This window comes from Nocardioides sp. 616 (assembly GCF_002930065.1).
Taxonomy (GTDB): Bacteria; Actinomycetota; Actinomycetes; order Propionibacteriales; family Nocardioidaceae; genus Nocardioides; species Nocardioides houyundeii.
Genome location: NZ_POAG01000005.1, coordinates 29,809 through 47,302, shown reverse-complemented (window position 1 = coordinate 47,302; position 17,494 = coordinate 29,809). Strand labels below are relative to the sequence as shown.

General features: G+C 71.2%; 15 protein-coding genes. 9 read left to right on the top strand and 6 right to left on the bottom strand.

The window, feature by feature from the left end:
* The 4 genes from C5H89_RS01335 to C5H89_RS01320 form a co-directional block, all read right to left on the bottom strand.
* The coding region (locus C5H89_RS01335) for a hypothetical protein (RefSeq protein WP_205304800.1) at nt 1-294 on the bottom strand (294 nt) is incomplete at its 3' end.
* A 76-nt stretch (nt 295-370) separates the two neighbouring features.
* Nucleotides 371-1,543: a nucleotide sugar dehydrogenase gene (locus C5H89_RS01330; RefSeq protein WP_104105311.1), complete on the bottom strand. Its 1,173-nt coding sequence runs from the start codon at nt 1,541-1,543 to the stop codon at nt 371-373.
* A gap of 28 nt (nt 1,544-1,571) precedes the next feature.
* A complete protein-coding gene (locus tag C5H89_RS01325; protein ID WP_104105310.1) occupies nt 1,572-3,587 on the bottom strand; it encodes an NADPH-dependent 2,4-dienoyl-CoA reductase in 2,016 nt (671 codons plus the stop codon).
* A complete protein-coding gene (locus C5H89_RS01320) occupies nt 3,584-4,147 on the bottom strand; it encodes a PadR family transcriptional regulator (RefSeq protein WP_104105309.1) in 564 nt (187 codons plus the stop codon). Before C5H89_RS01320 ends, C5H89_RS01325 begins: the two co-directional genes overlap by 4 nt.
* A 106-nt stretch (nt 4,148-4,253) precedes the next feature.
* Between C5H89_RS01320 and C5H89_RS01315 the strand changes: the two genes are divergently transcribed.
* The 7 genes from C5H89_RS01315 (at nt 4,254) to C5H89_RS01285 (ending at nt 13,905) form a co-directional block, all read left to right on the top strand.
* Nucleotides 4,254-5,405, top strand: a complete 1,152-nt coding sequence (locus tag C5H89_RS01315; RefSeq protein WP_104105308.1) for a CaiB/BaiF CoA-transferase family protein — start codon at nt 4,254-4,256, stop codon at nt 5,403-5,405.
* A 55-nt stretch (nt 5,406-5,460) separates the two neighbouring features.
* Entirely contained in the window at nt 5,461-7,203 is a 1,743-nt protein-coding gene (locus tag C5H89_RS01310; protein ID WP_104105307.1) for an ABC transporter ATP-binding protein, read from the top strand.
* A gap of 128 nt (nt 7,204-7,331) precedes the next feature.
* Nucleotides 7,332-9,173, top strand: a complete 1,842-nt coding sequence (locus C5H89_RS01305) for an ABC transporter ATP-binding protein (protein ID WP_104105319.1) — start codon at nt 7,332-7,334, stop codon at nt 9,171-9,173.
* A gap of 22 nt (nt 9,174-9,195) precedes the next feature.
* On the top strand, nt 9,196-10,692 hold the full coding sequence (locus tag C5H89_RS01300; protein WP_104105306.1) for an NAD(P)/FAD-dependent oxidoreductase: 1,497 nt from the start codon (nt 9,196-9,198) through the stop codon (nt 10,690-10,692).
* Between the two features lie 243 nt (nt 10,693-10,935).
* Nucleotides 10,936-12,408 (top strand): DEAD/DEAH box helicase, encoded by a 1,473-nt coding sequence (locus C5H89_RS01295; RefSeq protein WP_104105305.1) that lies wholly within the window; start codon nt 10,936-10,938, stop codon nt 12,406-12,408.
* A 77-nt stretch (nt 12,409-12,485) separates the two neighbouring features.
* Nucleotides 12,486-13,142: a DUF5701 family protein gene (locus C5H89_RS01290; protein WP_104105304.1), complete on the top strand. Its 657-nt coding sequence runs from the start codon at nt 12,486-12,488 to the stop codon at nt 13,140-13,142.
* Between the two features lie 40 nt (nt 13,143-13,182).
* The gene (locus tag C5H89_RS01285) at nt 13,183-13,905 is read left to right on the top strand and encodes a type II CAAX endopeptidase family protein (RefSeq protein ID WP_104105303.1); all 723 of its coding nucleotides are present in this window, start codon (nt 13,183-13,185) and stop codon (nt 13,903-13,905) included.
* A gap of 27 nt (nt 13,906-13,932) precedes the next feature.
* Here the strand turns inward: C5H89_RS01285 and C5H89_RS01280 are convergent, their stop codons facing one another.
* Nucleotides 13,933-14,835 carry an NAD(P)H-binding protein gene (locus C5H89_RS01280; RefSeq protein ID WP_104105302.1) on the bottom strand — a complete coding sequence of 301 codons (903 nt, stop codon included), beginning with the start codon at nt 14,833-14,835 and terminating at the stop codon, nt 13,933-13,935.
* A gap of 84 nt (nt 14,836-14,919) precedes the next feature.
* Here C5H89_RS01280 and C5H89_RS01275 point away from each other — a divergent pair, with 84 nt between their 5' ends.
* On the top strand, nt 14,920-15,351 hold the full coding sequence (locus tag C5H89_RS01275; RefSeq protein ID WP_104105301.1) for a pyridoxamine 5'-phosphate oxidase family protein: 432 nt from the start codon (nt 14,920-14,922) through the stop codon (nt 15,349-15,351).
* A 30-nt stretch (nt 15,352-15,381) separates the two neighbouring features.
* Here C5H89_RS01275 and C5H89_RS01270 read toward each other — a convergent pair whose 3' ends face one another.
* Complete coding sequence (locus C5H89_RS01270; RefSeq protein ID WP_240181634.1) at nt 15,382-16,131, bottom strand: MerR family transcriptional regulator; 750 nt, start codon at nt 16,129-16,131, stop codon at nt 15,382-15,384.
* A gap of 150 nt (nt 16,132-16,281) precedes the next feature.
* On the opposite strand from C5H89_RS01270, the gene C5H89_RS01265 reads away from it, so the two are divergent.
* Nucleotides 16,282-17,493 (top strand): acetyl-CoA C-acetyltransferase, encoded by a 1,212-nt coding sequence (locus C5H89_RS01265; protein WP_104105300.1) that lies wholly within the window; start codon nt 16,282-16,284, stop codon nt 17,491-17,493.
* Nucleotide 17,494 lies beyond the last annotated feature (1 nt).

Here is a 17,494-nt window from a genome sequence, read left to right as displayed (position 1 = left end):
GAGCCCGTGCACCCGACGTACCACCGCCAGCTCTCCCAGGCACAGGTCCCGCACCCGCGGCGTGCCCTCACCACCGATGTCGACCAACCGGTCCCACCCCGACGCCCCCGGGTCATCACGCGGGTCACTGCCGTGCAGCAGCGCCCACTGCGCCACCAGCCGCAGGTCCTCCACCTCCACCGCCCGCCGCGCCACCAACGCACACTCCGCCCGTTCCAGCACCCCCGCAGCATCCAGCTCGTCGAGAGGGAGCACCTGCCCCTCGATCGACCCGCAGGCACTCGGCAACGTCATAGACCCCAGCATATTCGAACAGGTGTTCGAGGACTATCGCCCAGACTGGGGATCCGATTGACGGCCGGCGACTCGCCTAGTCGGAGCCGAAGAGGTCGCGGGTGTAGACGCGGTCGGCCACGTCTGCGATGTCGTCGGTGAGGCGGTTGGCGACGATGACGTCGGCGGTCTTCTTGAACTCGTCGAGGTCGCGGATGATGCGGGAGCCGAAGAAGGTGTCGTCGGTGAGCTCGGGTTCGTAGACGATGACCTCGATGCCCTTGGCCTTGATCCGTTTCATGATTCCTTGGACCGAGGAGGAGCGGAAGTTGTCGGAGCCGGCCTTCATGATGAGGCGGTGGATCCCGACGACGGCGGGTCCTCGGGCGAGGATGTCGTCGGCGATGAAGTCTTTGCGGGTGCGGTTGGCGGTGACGATGGCGGAGATGAGGGTCTGGGGGACTTCGGAGTAGTTGGCCAGGAGCTGCTTGGTGTCCTTGGGCAGGCAGTAGCCGCCGTAGCCGAAGGAGGGGTTGTTGTAGTGGGTGCCGATCCGAGGGTCCAGGCCGACGCCGTCGATGATGGCGCGGGTGTCGAGGCCGCGGGTGATGGCGAAGGAGTCGAGCTCGTTGAAGTAGGCCACGCGCATGGCGAGGTAGGTGTTGGCGAAGAGCTTGATGGCCTCGGCCTCGGTGGGGGCGGTGAGCAGCACGGGGACGTCGTGGTCCAGGGCTCCGGCCAGGAGGAGGTCGGCGAAGCGTCGGGCGCGGGGTGAGTTCTCGCCGACGATGATGCGGGAGGGGCGCAGGTTGTCGAGCAGTGCTTTGCCCTCGCGGAGGAACTCGGGGGAGAAGATGATGTTCTCGGTGCCCGTGCGGGCGCGGATGTCTTCGACGTACCCGACGGGGATGGTGGACTTGATGACCATGACCGCGTCTGCGTTGGCGGCCAGGACCGCGGTGATGACGGCTTCGACGCTGGAGGTGTCGAAGTAGTTGGTCTGGGCGTCGTAGTCGGTGGGGGTGGCGATCACGACGTACTCGGCGTCGGCGTACGCGGCGGCGGGGTTGAGGGTGAACGTGAGGTCGAGGTCGCGGGTGGTGAGGTAGTCCTCGATCTCGGGGTCGTGGATCGGGGAGCGACGGGCGTTGAGGGCCTCGACCTTGTCGGGGTCGACCTCGAGGCCGACGACCTCGTTGTGCTGGGAGAGCAGTACCGCGATGGACAGCCCGACGTACCCCAGCCCGACGACGGCGATCTTGGTGGTCACGGCGGTGAGTCTAGGGCGCCGGCGCCAGTCACAGCGCCGCCGCGACCTCGGTCCCCTGACGGATCGCGCGCTTGGCGTCCAGCTCGGCTGCCACGTCCGCGCCGCCGATGAGGTGCACGCCGCCACCGATCAGGCGGCCCTGCTCCTCCAGGGTGTCGTAGAGCTCCCGGACCGACTCCTGTCCGGCGCACACCACGACGTGGTCGACCTCGAGCAGGCGCTTCTCGTCGCCCACGACCAGGTGCAGGCCCGCGTCGTCGATCCGGTCGTACGTCGCCCCGCTGACCTGGATGACCCCGGACTGCTTGAGCACCGCCCGGTGCGCCCAGCCCGACGTCTTGCCCAGCCCGATGCCGATCGGGGTCTCCTTGCGCTGGACCAGCGTCACCTCGCGGACGGAGTGCCGGGGCTTCTTCTCCATCAGCCCGCCGCGGTGCAGCGACGGGTCGCCGACGCCCCAGTGGGCCATCCAGTCCTCCTGGGTCTCGCCCGCGTCGTGGGTCAGGAAGTGGCTGACGTCCACGCCGATGCCGCCCGCTCCGATCACCGCGACGCGCCGGCCCGGGATTACCCGGCCGGACAGCACGTCGGCGTAGGAGACCGACTTGGGGTGGTAGATGCCCTCGATCTCGGGCATCCGGGGCTCCACGCCGGTCGCCACGACGACGTGGTCGAAGTCCTCCAGCTGCCCGGCGCTGGCGCGGGTGCCTAGGCGTACGTCGACCCCGAGCACCTCCAGGCGTCGCCCGAAGTAGCGCAGCGTCTCCGCGAAGTCCTCCTTGCCGGGCACCTGCATGGCCAGCCGGAACTGGCCGCCGATGTCGCCGGACTGCTCGAAGAGCGTGACGGCCAGGCCACGCTCGGCCGCGCTGACGGCGGCGGAGAGCCCGGCCGGCCCCGCGCCGACCACCGCGACACTCTCGCGACGGCGTACCGGCCCGAGGACGAGCTTGGTCTCGTGGCAGGCGCGCGGATTGACCAGGCAGGAGGCGGTCTTGTTCTCGAAGACGTGGTCCAGGCAGGCCTGGTTGCAGGCGATGCAGGTGTTGATCTCGTCGGCGCGACCGGCCGCGGCCTTGTTGACGAACTCCGGGTCGGCCAGCAGGGGCCGGGCCATCGAGACCAGGTCGGCCTCGCCCGCGGCCAGGATCTCCTCGGCTGTGGTGGGGGAGTTGATCCGGTTGGAGGCGCAGACCGGCACCGAGACCGCCGCCTTGAGGCGGGCGGTGACCGAGCGCCAGGCGCCCTGCGGCACCTGGGTGATGATCGTGGGCACCCGGGCCTCGTGCCAGCCGATGCCGGTGTTCAGGACGGTGACCCCCGCGTCGGTCAGCCGGTGGGCGAGCTCAGTCGTCTCCTCCCAGGTCTGGCCGTCCTCGACGAGGTCGAGCAGCGAGATCCGGTAGATGATCGGGAAGTCGCCGACCAGCTCGCGGGCCCGGCGCACGACCTCGACGGGGAAGCGCATCCGCTTCTCGGCGGTGCCGCCCCACTCGTCGGTGCGCTCGTTGGTCCGGGGCGCCAGGAACTGGTTGATCAGGTAGCCCTCCGAGCCCATGATCTCGACCGCGTCGTAGCCGGCCTTGCGGGCCAGCGCGACGGACTTGGCGAAGTCGGTCGCCGTCGCGTCCACCGCCTTGGCCGACAGGGCGCTGGGCTTGAACGGGTTGATCGGCGCCTGCTTGGCCGAGGCGCTCACGCTGAACGGGTGGTAGGCGTAGCGGCCGGCGTGCAGGATCTGCATCGCGATGGCGCCTCCCTCGGCGTGCACCGCCGCGGTCACCCGACGGTGCCGCATCGCCTGCAGCCGGGTGGTCATCTCGGAGCCGAGCGGCTTGAGCCAGCCGCGCTTGTTGGGTGCGTAGCCGCCGGTGATGATCAGTCCGGTGCCGCCGCGGGCCCGCTCGGCGAAGTACGCCGCGAGCCGGTCGATGTGCCACGGCGCGTCCTCGAGGCCGGTGTGCATCGAGCCCATCACCACCCGGTTGCGCAGGGTCAGCGGCCCCAGGGTGAGCGGGGTCAGGAGGTGCGGGAAGTCGGTCACGTGGTCGTCCTTGTCGTGGGGGTGGCGGTGCTGCGCTCGTGGGCGGCGAGGTAGTCCTCGAGCCAGGCGATCCAGAACTGCTCCAGGCCGATTCCCCCTCGGAGCACGAGGTACTGGTCGAGCTCGTGGCCGGTCAGGGTCGACGGGTCGTCGTACTCCTTCTCCAGCTGGCGGTAGTGCGCGAGCCGGAGCTGGTGGTCGGCGGCGTTGCCGCGCAGCACCTCGAGCACCGCCTTGCGGTCGCCGAAGGAGGCGCCGCGCATCCGGACCGCGACCTCGCTGCGCAGCTCCTCCATCGGGGTCGGCGCGGCCAGCCAGTCGCTCAGCGCCTGCGCGCCGGCGGTGGTCACCCGGTAGACCTTCTTGTCGGGCTTGCCGGACTGGCCCACGACCTCGACGGCGAGCCAGCCGTCGCCCTCCATGCGGCCCAGCACCCGGTAGATCTGCTGGTGCGTGGCGTGCCAGAAGAAGCCGATGGAACGCTCGAAGCGGCGCGCCAGCTCCAGCCCGGAACCGGGCTTCTCGCTGAGCGCCACCAGGAGCGCGTGTTCAAGAGCCACCGGGGGAGGATGGCACAGCTATGCAACTCGTTGCAACGACGCCCGGGCGGCTGGCCTGTGCCGGAACCTGCCGGGACTGTGACAGTGGTTCTGTCACAATGCCGACATGGTCTACGAACTCGGTCAGGGCACGGGCCCGCTCAGGGGCGTCAAGGTCGTCGAGATCGCCGGCATCGGTCCCGGGCCGCACGCGTGCACGATCCTGGCCGACCTCGGCGCCGACGTGATCCGCGTGGAGCGCCCGGGCGGCAACCCGCTCGGCGGCGGACCGAGCGACCTGCTGACGCGTGGGCGCCCCAGCGTGGCGCTCGACCTCAAGCGCCCCGAGGCGGTGGCCGCGGTGCTGGAGTTGGTCGCGAGCGCCGACGTACTGGTCGAGGGCATGCGGCCCGGGGTCACCGAGCGCCTGGGGCTGGGCCCCGACCAGTGCTGGGAGCGCAACCCCGCCCTGGTCTACGGGCGGATGACCGGCTGGGGCCAGGACGGCCCGCTCGCCGAGGTCGCCGGCCACGACATGAACTACCTCGCCCTCTCCGGGGTCCTGCACGGCCTGGGCCAGGACCCCGCCCGGCCGCACTTCCCGACCAACCTGCTCGGCGACTTCGGGGGCGGCTCCACCTACCTGGTGATCGGGGTGCTCGCCGCGCTGCTCGAGGCGAAGGTCTCCGGTCGGGGTCAGGTCGTGGACGCCGCCATCGTGGACGGCGCCGCCCACCTCAACACCATGTACGCCGGCCTGCTGGGGATGGGCGTGCAGCGCGAGCAGCGGGCGGTCTCCCTGCTCGACGGCGGCGTGCCCTTCTACGACGTCTACGAGACCAGCGACGGCCGTCACCTCTCGGTGGGTGCGCTGGAGCCCCAGTTCTACGCCGAGCTGTTGCGGCTGCTCGACCTCGAGCAGCTGCCGGACCGCAACGACCCGGCCAACCTGGCCACCATCCGCGAGGCCTTCACCGCGCGCTTCGCCGAGCGCACCCAGGCGGAGTGGGCCGAGGTCTTCGACGGCACCGACGCCTGCGTCGCGCCGATCGTGCCGATGACCGAGGCCGCCCGGCACCCGCACCTGGTCGCGCGGGGCACCTACGTCGAGCGGGACGGGGTCGTGCAGCCCGCGCCCGCCCCGCGCTTCTCCCGGACCCGGCCCACGATCGCGATGTCGCCGCCGGCCACCGGCGGGCAGACCCGTGAGGCGCTCGCCGCCTGGGGGGTGACGGCGGTGGACGCGCTGCTCGATTCCGGGGCCGCCGTCCAGGCCTGACGGTGTTGGAAAAGTCCGGGGCACCGACGGTGGGTGGGCCTAGGCTGGTACGGACATGCTGATCCGACTTCTGCGCGAGCACCTCGCGCCCTACCGCTCCTGGCTCGTGGCAGTCGTCGCCCTCCAGGGTGTCAGCGTGCTTGCCGCGCTGGTCCTGCCCAGCCTCAACGCCGACATCATCGACAACGGGGTGACCACCGGGGACACCGGCTACATCGTCCGGGTGGGCGCGGTGATGCTGGCGGTCTCCCTGGTCCAGATGGTGGGCTCGGTCGGCGCCGCCTGGTTCGGGGCGCGCACCGCGATGAGCGTGGGCCGGGACCTGCGCGCCGCGCTCTTCCACCGGGTCGGCAGCTTCTCCGCACGCGAGGTGTCGCAGTTCGGGGCGCCCTCGCTCATCACCCGCACCACCAACGACGTCCAGCAGGTCCAGATGCTCGTCGCGATGGCCTGCATCATCGCCGTCACCTCACCACTGATGATGGTCGGCGGGGTGGCGATGGCACTGCGTCAGGACCCGGGCCTGGGCTGGCTGCTGGCCGTCGTGGTGCCCGCGCTCATCATCAGCGTCGGCTTCGTGGTGAGCCGGATGGTGCCGAGCTTCCGGCTCATGCAGGCCCGCCTCGACGCCGTCAACCGGATCCTGCGCGAGCAGATCGCCGGCATCCGGGTGGTCCGCGCCTTCGTCCGCGAGCCGTACGAGACCGCCCGATTCGGCCGCGCCAACGACGAGCTCACCGAGGTGGCGGTCCGCGCCGGCAGGTGGATGGCCACGCTCTTCCCGCTGGTGATCCTGCTGGTCAACCTGGGCAGCGTCGCGGTCATCTGGTTCGGCGGCCACCGGGTCGACTCCGGGGACTCGGGCGTCGGCTCGCTCACCGCGTTCCTGTCCTACCTGATGCTCATCATGATGAGCGTGATGATGGCGACCTTCATGCTGATGCAGGTCCCCCGCGCCTCGGTCTGCGCCGACCGGATCACCGAGGTGCTGGACACCCGGACCTCCCTGACCGCGCCGTCGGACCCGTTGCCCCTGGACCCGGCCCGGCGCGGCTGGGTCGACCTGGACCGGGTCACCTTCGCCTATCCGGGCGCGGCCGACCCGGTGCTGAGCGAGGTCTCGTTCTCGGCCCGTCCGGGCCAGACCGTGGCCGTGGTGGGGTCCACCGGCTCCGGCAAGACCACTCTGGTCAACCTGGTGGCCCGGCTGGTCGACGTCACCGGCGGCGAGATCCGGGTCGGCGGTCACGACGTACGCCGGCTGGAGCCGCAGACCCTGTGGGCGGGGATCGGCCTGGTGCCCCAGAAGGCCTGGCTGTTCAGCGGCACCGTGCGCAGCAACCTGCTGCACGGTCGCCCGGGCGCCAGCGAGGACGACCTCTGGGCCGCGCTGGAGATCGCGCAGGCGCGCGACTTCGTGGCGGCGCTGCCCGAGGGGCTGGACGCCCCGGTCTCCCAGGGCGGCACCAACTTCTCCGGCGGCCAACGGCAACGCCTGGCCATCGCCCGCGCCCTGGTGCGCCGTCCCGCGGTGTACCTCTTCGACGACTCCTTCTCCGCCCTCGACGTCGCCACGGACGCCCGGCTGCGGGCGGCGCTGCGGCCCGTCACCCGGGACGCGACGGTCATCGTGGTGGCGCAGCGGGTCTCCTCCATCACCAGCGCCGACCAGATCGTGGTCCTCGACGACGGCCGGGTGGTGGGGCACGGCACGCACGCCGAGCTGCTGACCGACTGCCCGACGTACCAGGAGATCGTCACCTCCCAGCTCGGCACCGACGAGGGGGCGCTGGCATGAGCGAGTCCCAGGACCGGCCCCTGAGCCAGACCTCGAGTCAGGACCCGGACCAGGTCAAGCGCCCGCAAGGGCTCAAGGAGACCGAGCGGATCGCCCCGCCCGGCCCGGGCCACGGGCCCGGCGGCGCGATGGTCGCCCAGAAGGCCGAGAGCTTCGGGGAGTCCGGCAAGCGGCTGATCGGGCTGCTCCGCCCGGACCGGGTGACCGCGTCGCTGGTGGTGGCGTTCGGCGCGCTCTCGGTCGTCCTGACCGCGATCGGCCCCCGGATCCTCGGCCACGCCACGGACCTGATCTTCACCGGCGTGCTGGGCCGGCAGTTCGCCCCCGGCACCCCCGACTCCGAGCTGCCCGAGGCCATCCGCGGCCAGGACGTGGTGCCCGGCGCGGGCGTCGACTTCGGCGCGGTCGGCCAGGTGCTGCTGATCGTGGTGGCCGTCTATGCCGCGGCGTCGTTGCTGGCCTGGCTCCAGGGCTACCTGGTCAACGACGTGGTGCAGAAGACCGTGCGCCGGATGCGTGCCGGGGTGGAGGAGAAGATCCACCGGCTGCCGCTCGCCGCGGTCGACAGGTCCTCGCGCGGGGAGCTGCTCAGTCGCGTCACCAACGACATCGACAACGTCAGCCAGAGCCTGCAGCAGACGATGAGCCAGCTGCTCACCGCGGTGCTGTCGGTGTTCGCGGTGCTCGCGATGATGTTCTGGATCTCGCCCACCCTGGCCCTGGTCTCCCTGGTCTCGGTGCCGCTCTCGCTGCTGATCACCCGCGCCATCATGAAGCGCTCCCAGGGCAAGTTCGTCGCCCAGTGGCGGCGTACCGGCGCGCTGAACTCCCAGGTGGAGGAGGCGTTCTCCGGGCACGCGCTGGTCAAGGTCTTCGGTCGGCAGGAGGAGATCGAGCACACCTTCGCCGAGGAGAACCAGGAGCTGTTCCGGGTCAGCTTCGGCGCGCAGTTCATCAGCGGCCTGATCATGCCGGCGATGATGTTCGTCGGGAACCTGCTCTACGTCGTGATCGCGGTGCTGGGCGCCCTGCGGGTGGCGAGCGGGACGATGACCCTCGGCGAGGTGCAGGCCTTCATCCAGTACGCCCGCCAGTTCAACCAACCGCTGACCCAGGTCGCCTCGATGGCCAACCTGCTGCAGTCCGGGGTGGCGTCGGCCGAGCGGGTCTTCGAGCTCCTCGACGCGGACGAGGAGCCGGCCGACCCGCCGCCCTCGCAGGCGGCGATCACCCGCGGTGAGGTGGTCTTCTCCGACGTCTCGTTCTCCTACGACCCGCAGCGCCCGCTGATCAGCCACCTGTCCCTGGTCGCCCGGCCGGGGCAGACGGTCGCGATCGTCGGCCCCACCGGCGCCGGCAAGACCACCCTGGTCAACCTGCTGATGCGCTTCTACGACCTCGACGGCGGCCGGATCACCGTCGACGGGCACGACATCGCCGAGCTGCCCCGCGCCGAGCTGCGCGGACGCGTGGGGATGGTGCTCCAGGACTCGTGGCTGTTCCAGGGCACCATCCGCGACAACATCGCCTACGGCCGGCCCGGCGCCGACGAGGAGGAGGTGCTGGCGGCGGCGCGGGCCACGTTCGTGGACCGGTTCGTGCACTCGCTGCCCGAGGGCTACGACACCGTCATCGACGAGGAGGGCTCCAACCTCTCGGCCGGGGAGCGGCAGCTGGTCACCATCGCCAGGGCGTTCCTGATCGACCCGGCGCTGCTGATCCTCGACGAGGCCACGTCCTCGGTCGACACCCGGACCGAGCTGCTGCTCCAGCAGGCGATGACGGCGCTGCGCACCGACCGCACCTCGTTCGTCATCGCGCACCGGCTCTCCACGATCCGCGACGCGGACCTGATCCTGGTGATGGAGTCGGGGGCGATCGTCGAGCAGGGCACGCACGAGGAGCTGATCGCCGCCGACGGTGCGTACGCCCGGCTGCACCGCGCACAGTTCGCTGCTGCGGTCACGTGAGTACTGGGAGTATGTTCCCCGCATGAACGCGCAGCCGGATGCCGGCGACTCCGTCCAGCACGTCGACGTCCTGATCATCGGCGCTGGGCTGTCGGGGATCGGGGCCGCCAGCCAGCTCACCCGCGAGCTGCCCGGCAAGAGCTACCTGGTGCTGGAGAGCCGCCCCCGGATGGGCGGCACCTGGGACCTCTTCCGCTATCCCGGCGTCCGCTCGGACTCCGACATGTTCACCCTCGGCTACCGGTTCAAGCCGTGGCGCGGGGACAAGGCGCTGGCCGATGGCGCCGCCATCCTCGACTACGTGCGCGAGACCGCCGGGGAGTACGGCGTGGACCGGCACATCCGCTACGACCGCCGGGTGGTGGCCGCGGACTGGGACTCCGAGGCCGCCCGCTGGAGCGTCACCGTGGAGACCGAGCGGGAGGACGTCGGGGGCGGGTCGCTGAAGGTGCGCGAGCACTACACCTGCTCGTTCCTGTGGGCCTGCAGCGGCTACTACGACTACGACCAGGGCTACTCACCGTCGTTCCCGGGCATCGCCGACTTCGCCGGCACCGTGATCCACCCCCAGCACTGGCCCCAGGCGCTCGACGTCGAGGGCAAGCGCGTGGTGGTGATCGGCTCCGGGGCCACCGCGGTCACCCTGGTGCCCGCGCTGGCCCAGGCCGGGGCGGGTCACGTGACGATGCTGCAGCGCTCCCCGACGTACGTCCTGCCGGTGCCGGGGGTGGACGTGATCGGGCAGAAGCTGAAGAAGGTGCTGCCCGAGAAGGCTTCCTACATGGTGACCCGGTGGAAGAACGTCGCCCAGGCCACGCTGCTCTTCCAGGCCTCCCAGCGCTGGCCCGGCCCGGTACGCCGACTGATCCGCCGCCTCAACGCCCGGATGCTGCCCGAGGGCTATCCGGTCGACACCCACTTCAAGCCGACGTACGGCCCCTGGGACCAGCGGATGTGCCTGGTGCCGGACGGCGACCTCTTCCGCGCCATCAAGCAGGGCGGGGCGTCAGTGGCCACCGGGACCATCGAGACCTTCGACGAGACCGGCATCCGGCTCGCCTCGGGGGAGCACCTGGACGCCGACCTGGTGGTCACCGCCACCGGGCTCAACCTGCTGGCCTTCGGCGGGATGACGCTCTCGGTCGACGGCGAGCCGATCGACCTGACCCAGACCATGGCCTACAAGGCGATGATGCTCTCGGGCATCCCCAACTTCGCCTACACGATCGGCTACACCAACGCCTCCTGGACGTTGAAGGCCGACCTGGTGGCCGAGTACGTGTGCCGGCTGCTCGCGCACCTGGACGCCACCGGCGCCCGCACGGCGGTGCCGGTCCGCGACCCGGAGATCGCTGAGGAGCCGTTCATGGACTTCTCCGCCGGCTACGTGCTGCGGGCGCTGGACCGACTGCCCAAGCAGGGGTCGACCGAGCCGTGGAAGCTGCGGCAGAACTACGTCCACGACGTCCGCACGATCCGGCGGGGGGCCATCGACGACGGGGTGCTGTCCCTGCGGTGAGCCTGGGCTGCCTGCTGAGGTGTATCTCAGGTCACACCAGTAACACCAGGATTCTCCGCTGAGCGGACGTACGGGCTACTCTGGCGTCAGACGGCTCGTCAAGTCTTGCCTCGACCGTCCTGCGGGAGCGACACGCTCGAATCCCGCCCTCACTTCTCGTGAGGCACACGCAGCAGTCCTTGACTGCCAGCCCCGCCATCCGGCGGAAGCGCGTTGGTGAGACACCAACCGAAAGATCATCACATGAACTTCGCCGAACTTGGCGTGCCCTCGAACCTGTCCGCAGTGCTCGAGGCGCAAGGCATCACCATCCCCACCCCGATCCAGGCGGCCACGCTGCCTGACTCCCTGGCCGGCCGCGACGTGCTGGGCCGGGGTCGCACCGGATCGGGCAAGACCTACGCCTTCCTGCTCCCGCTGGTCGCCCGCCTCGACGCGAGCAAGATGCCGGCCATGCCGCGCAAGCCGCGCGCGCTGATCATGGCGCCGACCCGCGAGCTGGTCACCCAGATCCGCGAGGCGCTGCTGCCCCTGGCCAAGGAGGCCGGGCTCTCCACGCTCACCGTCTTCGGTGGCGTCGGCCAGAACCCCCAGGTCGCCGGCCTGAAGAAGGGCGTCGACATCGTCATCGCCTGCCCGGGTCGCCTCGAGGACCTGATGGGCCAGGGTCACTGCGACCTCTCCGCCGTCGAGACCACCATCCTCGACGAGGCAGACCACATGGCCGACCTGGGCTTCCTGCCCGGCGTCCGCCGGATCATGGACAAGACGCCCCAGCAGGGTCAGCGGCTGCTCTTCTCCGCGACCCTGGACAAGGCGATCGACGTCCTGGTCAAGCGCTTCCTGCACAACCCGGTCACCCACGAGGCCGACTCGGCCCAGTCGCCGGTGGCGAAGATGTCCCACCACGTGCTGCACATCGGTCGCGAGCAGAAGGTCTCGGTCCTGGTGGACCTGACCAGCGCGCCCGGCCGCACGGTGATCTTCACCCGCACCAAGCACGGGGCCAAGGCCCTGGCCCGCCAGCTCAACAGCAAGGGCGTGCCCGCCGTCGAGCTGCACGGCAACCTGTCGCAGAACGCGCGCACCCGCAACATGGAGGCGTTCCACTCCGGCAAGGCCTCCACGCTGGTGGCCACCGACGTCGCGGCCCGCGGCATCCACGTCGACGACGTGGCGCTCGTGGTCCACGCCGACCCGCCGTCCGAGCACAAGGCCTACCTGCACCGCTCGGGCCGCACCGCCCGCGCCGGTGCCGAGGGCACCGTCATCACCCTGATGACCGACGACCAGGTGCGCGACGTCCGCGACCTGACGCGGCTGGCCGGCATCAAGCCGACCACCACCAAGGTCACCTCGGCGGGTCACCCGATCCTGACCGAGCTGGCTCCCGGTGCTCGCACCCTGGTGCCCGGTGGCTACGCGGCGCCGGCCCCCGCGGGTGGTCGCAGCAGCGGTGAGTCCAGTGGCGCACGCAGCGGTGGCGGCGGTCGCAACCGCTCGCGCACCGGTGGCGGCGCGCGTGGCGCGAAGAGCACCACGTCCGGCCAGTCGCGCGGCGGCTCCGGTGGCCAGTCCGCCGGCGGCCAGCGCACCCCGAAGAGCCCGGCCACCGGCGGTCGCCCCGCCGGCGGCGGTGCACGCCGTCGTCCCGCAGCAGCGGGTTCGGCCGGGAGCGGCAGCCACAGCGCCTCCAGCTTCAGCGGACGCCGCTGACGCCCAACAGCGTGAGCTGAGGAACTCCTCGGTGTGACGGTGCGTTGATCTCGTGCCGCCACCCGAGGAGTTTCTCCATGTCCGGACCTGTCCCGCATCCCCTCCAGCCCCAGGTGGACCGCCTGGTCGAGCTCGGCTACCCCGCGCTCGCCGGGCTCGACGAGACCGCCTTCCGCGCCCGGCTGGCGCCGCTGCTCGCACTCGAGCTGCCCCAGTCCGCCGGAGTCCCCGCGGACCCGCTCGAGGCGGGGCGCGTCCCCTACGTCGTGGTCGTGGACCGGACGCTGGTCGCCCCCGAGCAGACGGTGCCGCTGCTGCGTCTGCCGGGCAGTAGCCGGCCCGGGACCGTGGACCGGCACCACCCCCAGGGCGGGCTGGAGGCCTACCTGCCGCTCTCCGAGCTCGACGTGCCCGCCGGCGGGTCCTATCTGCTGGTCGACGTCGACCGCGGGGAGAAGTTCTGCGGGGTGGCTCCCGAGCAGGCCCTCGGTGTGATCCGGGAAGGCGGTCGCACCCCGCTGACCATCGAGGAGGGCATCGCGGTCCTCACCCAGGCGCCGTACCTGCTGGAGCGCAACAAGTGCTTCTCGCTGGCCGGCTCCCGCCGCGGCGACCGCAGGGTGCCGGGGCTGTGGATCAGCGACCGGGCACCCAAACTGGGCTGGTGCTGGGACGGCAACCCCCACGACTGGCTCGGCGTCGCCTCGGCCGGCGCCCGCTTGTCCGCCCCGTAGAGTCGGCCTCGTCGGCCGCGAGGTCGAGTGAGGCGGGGACATGAGCGCTGACGCGGGCGAGCGAGCTGGGTCGCCGGTGCAGATCTGGCTCCGTCGGGCCCTGTGGGACGTGGTCCCCCGGGACCAGCGCGACACCGCCGAGGGACTGCGGCGCCGCCAGGTGGTCACCCTCGCCGTGGCGGTGGTCGGCGCCCTGGTGCTCGGCTGGTCGATCCGGCTGGAGCCCGGGGACTCGCTGTTCTACGTCGGCACGTTCGCGCTGGCGGCGGTGTGGACGGTCGGTGCCTTCGCCTCCGGGCGGCTGCACCTGGGGCGGATCGCCTTCGGTGACCGGCTCACCCGCCCGGTGCTCACCCCGCTGGTGATCGGCTTCGGCCTGGCCGGGGTGTTCGTGGCCGGGGCGCTCGTGGTGCGCCAGATCCCCTGGCTCGACGAGCAGGTGCGCTCGGTGCTGGACTTCGCCGACCAAGGGTCGGTGCCGTTGCTGGTGCTGATCACCACGGTCAACGGGATCGCCGAGGAACTCTTCTTCCGGGGGGCGGCGTACGCCGCGGTGCCCCGGCACCCGGTGCTGTGGACGAGCCTGGCCTACCTGGTCGTCACCCTGGCCACCGGCAACGTGATGCTCGCCTTCGCGGCCGCGCTGCTCGGCGTGCTGTGCGGGCTGGAGCGCCGCGCCTCCGGGGGCATCCTGGGCCCGATCCTGACGCACGTGAGCTGGTCGGTCACCATGCTGCTGGTGCTCCCGCTGGTCTTCGCCTGAGGCCGACCTCCCGGGCCAGGGCCTCGCTCAGCGGCCCTGCTCGTCCAGCGCCCGGCGGACCGCCTCCTGATAGCTGAGCGGCTCGCCCGGGACCAGCTCGCGGATCGAGTGGTCGCTGACCACCACCTCGACGCCCATGGAGTCGATGAGGTTGCGTCCCGTGGTGGTGTCGGTGTCGGTGACCAGGGAGAGCCAGTGCGAGGAGAGCCGCGGGCTCATCACGGGCACCGAGACGATGGGCACGGCGTCGCCGGTCATCACCTCGGAGGCGACCTGGAGCATCTGGGTGTAGGTCATCGCCTCGGGGCCGCCGATCTCGAAGACCCGGCCGAGCGCCTGGTCGTTGTCCACCACCCCCACCAGATAGCGGATCACGTCGTCGAGGGCGATGGGCTGGGTCTTCGTCTGCGCCCACCGGGGCACCACCATGGCCGGCAGGTTCTTGACCAGCTGCCGGGTGATCTCCCAGGAGATGCCGCCTGCGCCGACCACGATGGCCGCGCGCAGCACGGTCACCGGCACCCCCGCCTCGCCGAGCAGGGACTCCACCTCGCGGCGGCTGCGCAGGTGGGCGGAGAGCTTCTGGTCGTCGGCTCCGAGCCCGCCGAGGTAGACGACCTGGCGCACCCCGGCGGCGGCCGCGGCCTTGCCGAAGGCTCGCGCCGCGTCGCGGTCCTTGGACTCGAAGTCGTCGTGGTCCAGGCTGTGCACCAGGTAGACCGCCACGTCGATGCCGTCCAGGACCGGACCCAGGGTGGTCTCGTCGTCCACGTCGGCGCCCACCGGCGTCCCCGGGCCGTCGTACTCCTGGGGGCGCCGGGTCATCGCCCGTACGTCGTACCCCTGGTCGATCAGGGCCGGCACCAGACGGCTGCCGACGAAGCCGGTGGCGCCGGTGACCAGGACGCGCGATGTCTCGGTGGCGGTCATGCTCGCCAGCGTAGGTCCGGGGTGGGCGAGTGCCCCGGCCGTCCCGCCCTGTCGGAGTACGACCAAAGGTAGTAATTTCGCCCCATGATCGGTGATGAGTCCTTTGTCCAGCTCGACGAGGCCGAGTGCTGGGAGTTCTTGCGCAGCCACGAGTTCGGCCGGATGGCCTACCACCTGGTCGAGGAGGTGCACATCGCCCCGGTCAACTACGCCGTCGACCACGGCACCCTGCTCTTCCGCACCGCGGAGGGCAGCAAGCTGCTGGGCGTGGTGATGAACCCCGACGTCGCCTTCGAGGTCGACGAGTACGACGACCGGCAGGCGGTCAGCGTCATCATCCGCGGGGTCGCCCGCAAGCTGGAGGAGGACGAGGAGCACCGGGCCGAGAACGTCCCGCTGCGGCCCTGGGTGACGTCGCTGAAGTACAACGTGGTCGAGGTGCGGCCCACCGAGATCAGCGGCCGCCGCTTCTCCCTGGCCAAGCCCTGGACGCACATGCGGCCCGACCCGGAGTGACCACGCCGCCCGAGGCGTCGACGTGACGGCTCAGCGGGCGCGCTTGCGGATGCCCTCGCGCTTGGTCTCGTCCATCGCCGCCTCGTACGCCGAGACCAGGGCGGCGACGGAGAGCGGCTTGAGGCGCTCCACGACCTCCTTGAGCCGGTCCGGCGTCATGCCCGACTCCTTGTACTTGGGCCAGACCATGGTGCGGAACAGCTCGTAGAGCTCGTGGGCGATCTCGCGTCCGTGGCGGGCGTACAGCTCGCTCGCGGCTCGTGCGGCCTCCACCGGATAGCCGAGCTCCAGCAGTCCCAGGCCGACGGAGAGCTGCGAGACCGCGACCCGGAACTGGCCCCGGGCGGCCGGCAGCACGATGTTGAGGGCTTCCAGGGTGGACAGGTCGTCCTCGGTCAGCTCCCGGCCGGCCCGGCCGCAGAGCTCGGCGCGGGACATCTCCACCGGCATCTCGTCCATCCACGGAGCGAGCATGGTGCGGTGCAGCGCGACGTCCTCGGCGCTGGCGTCGCCGGGGATGCCGGCGACGTACTTCTCGATGGCGGCGAGGGTGAAGCCGTGGCTCTGCAGCTCTTGGACCAGCTCCAGCCGTGCGACGTGGTCGGCGGAGTAGTAGCCGGAGCGGCCGCGGCGGATCGGCGGCGGCACCAGGCCCTTGGTGGTGTAGAAGCGGATGTTGCGCACGCTCATGCCGACCCGGGCGGTGAGCTCCTCCAGGGTGAGCAGGCCGCGGGCCGCGTCGCCGGCGCCCGCCGGGGTCTCGTGCACCGGTTCGGTCACCTCGTCTCTCCCTTGGCTGAGCGGTGCTGCTTCGTGGTCCGGATCACATCCACAAAGACTGCTTGACGATTGTGACAGTAATGATGTCACAATCGAGGGAGCACCCGCGTCATCGCGACGCGACACCGCACGTCACACCCAAGGACGGTCATGGCAGAAGCATTCGTGTACGACCACATCCGCACGCCCCGCGGCAAGGGCAAGGCGGCCGGTAGCCTCCACGAGGTCAAGCCCATCGACCTCGCCGTGGGCCTGCTCGACGCCGTCCGGGAGCGCAACCCCGGGCTCGACCCGGCCCGCGTCGACGACGTCGTGCTCGGCGTGGTGTCCCCCCTCGGCGAGCAGGGTGGGGACATCGCCAAGACCGCGGCCATCGCCGCCGGCTACCCCGACACCGTCGCGGGCGTGCAGCTCAACCGCTTCTGCGCCTCGGGCCTGGAGGCGGTCAACCAGGCCGCCTCGCGGGTGCGCGGGGGCTTCGAGGACCTGATCCTGGCCGGTGGCGTGGAGTCGATGAGCCACGTCCCGATGGGCTCCGACGGCGGCGCCTGGGCCCAGGACCCCGCCACGGCGCTGAAGACCGGCTTCGTGCCCCAGGGCATCGGCGCCGACCTGATCGCCACCGTCGAGGGCTGGAACCGCGACGACGTGGACGCCTACGCCGCCCAGTCCCACCACCGCGCCGCCAAGGCGTGGGCCAACGGCTACTTCTCCGGTGCCGTGGTGCCGGTGCGCGACGCCAACGGCCTGGTCGTGCTGGACCGTGACGAGACCATCCGTCCCGACACCACCGCCGAGAGCCTCGCGGGCCTCAAGCCGTCGTTCGCCCAGATCGGCGCGGACGCCGGCTTCGACGACGTGGCGCTGGAGAAGTACCACTGGATCGAGCGGATCAACCACGTCCACCACGCAGGCAACTCGTCCGGGATCGTCGACGGCGCCGCGCTGATGGCCATCGGCAGCGAGCAGATCGGCAAGGACCTCGGCCTGACCCCGCGGGCCCGGATCATCTCCACCGCCGTCTCCGGCGCCGACCCGGTGATCATGCTGACCGGTCCCGCGCCGGCCGCCCGCAAGGCGCTGGCCAAGGCCGGGCTCGAGGTCGGCGACATCGACCTGTTCGAGATCAACGAGGCGTTCGCCGCGGTCGCCATGCGCTTCATGCGCGACATGGGGATCAACGACGAGATCACCAACGTCAACGGCGGCGCCATCGCCATGGGTCACCCGCTGGGCGCGACCGGCGCGATGATCCTGGGCACGCTCATCGACGAGCTCGAGCGGCGCGACCTGCGCCGCGGCCTCGCCACGCTCTGCGTCGGCGGCGGCATGGGCATCGCCACCATCGTCGAGCTCGTCTGAG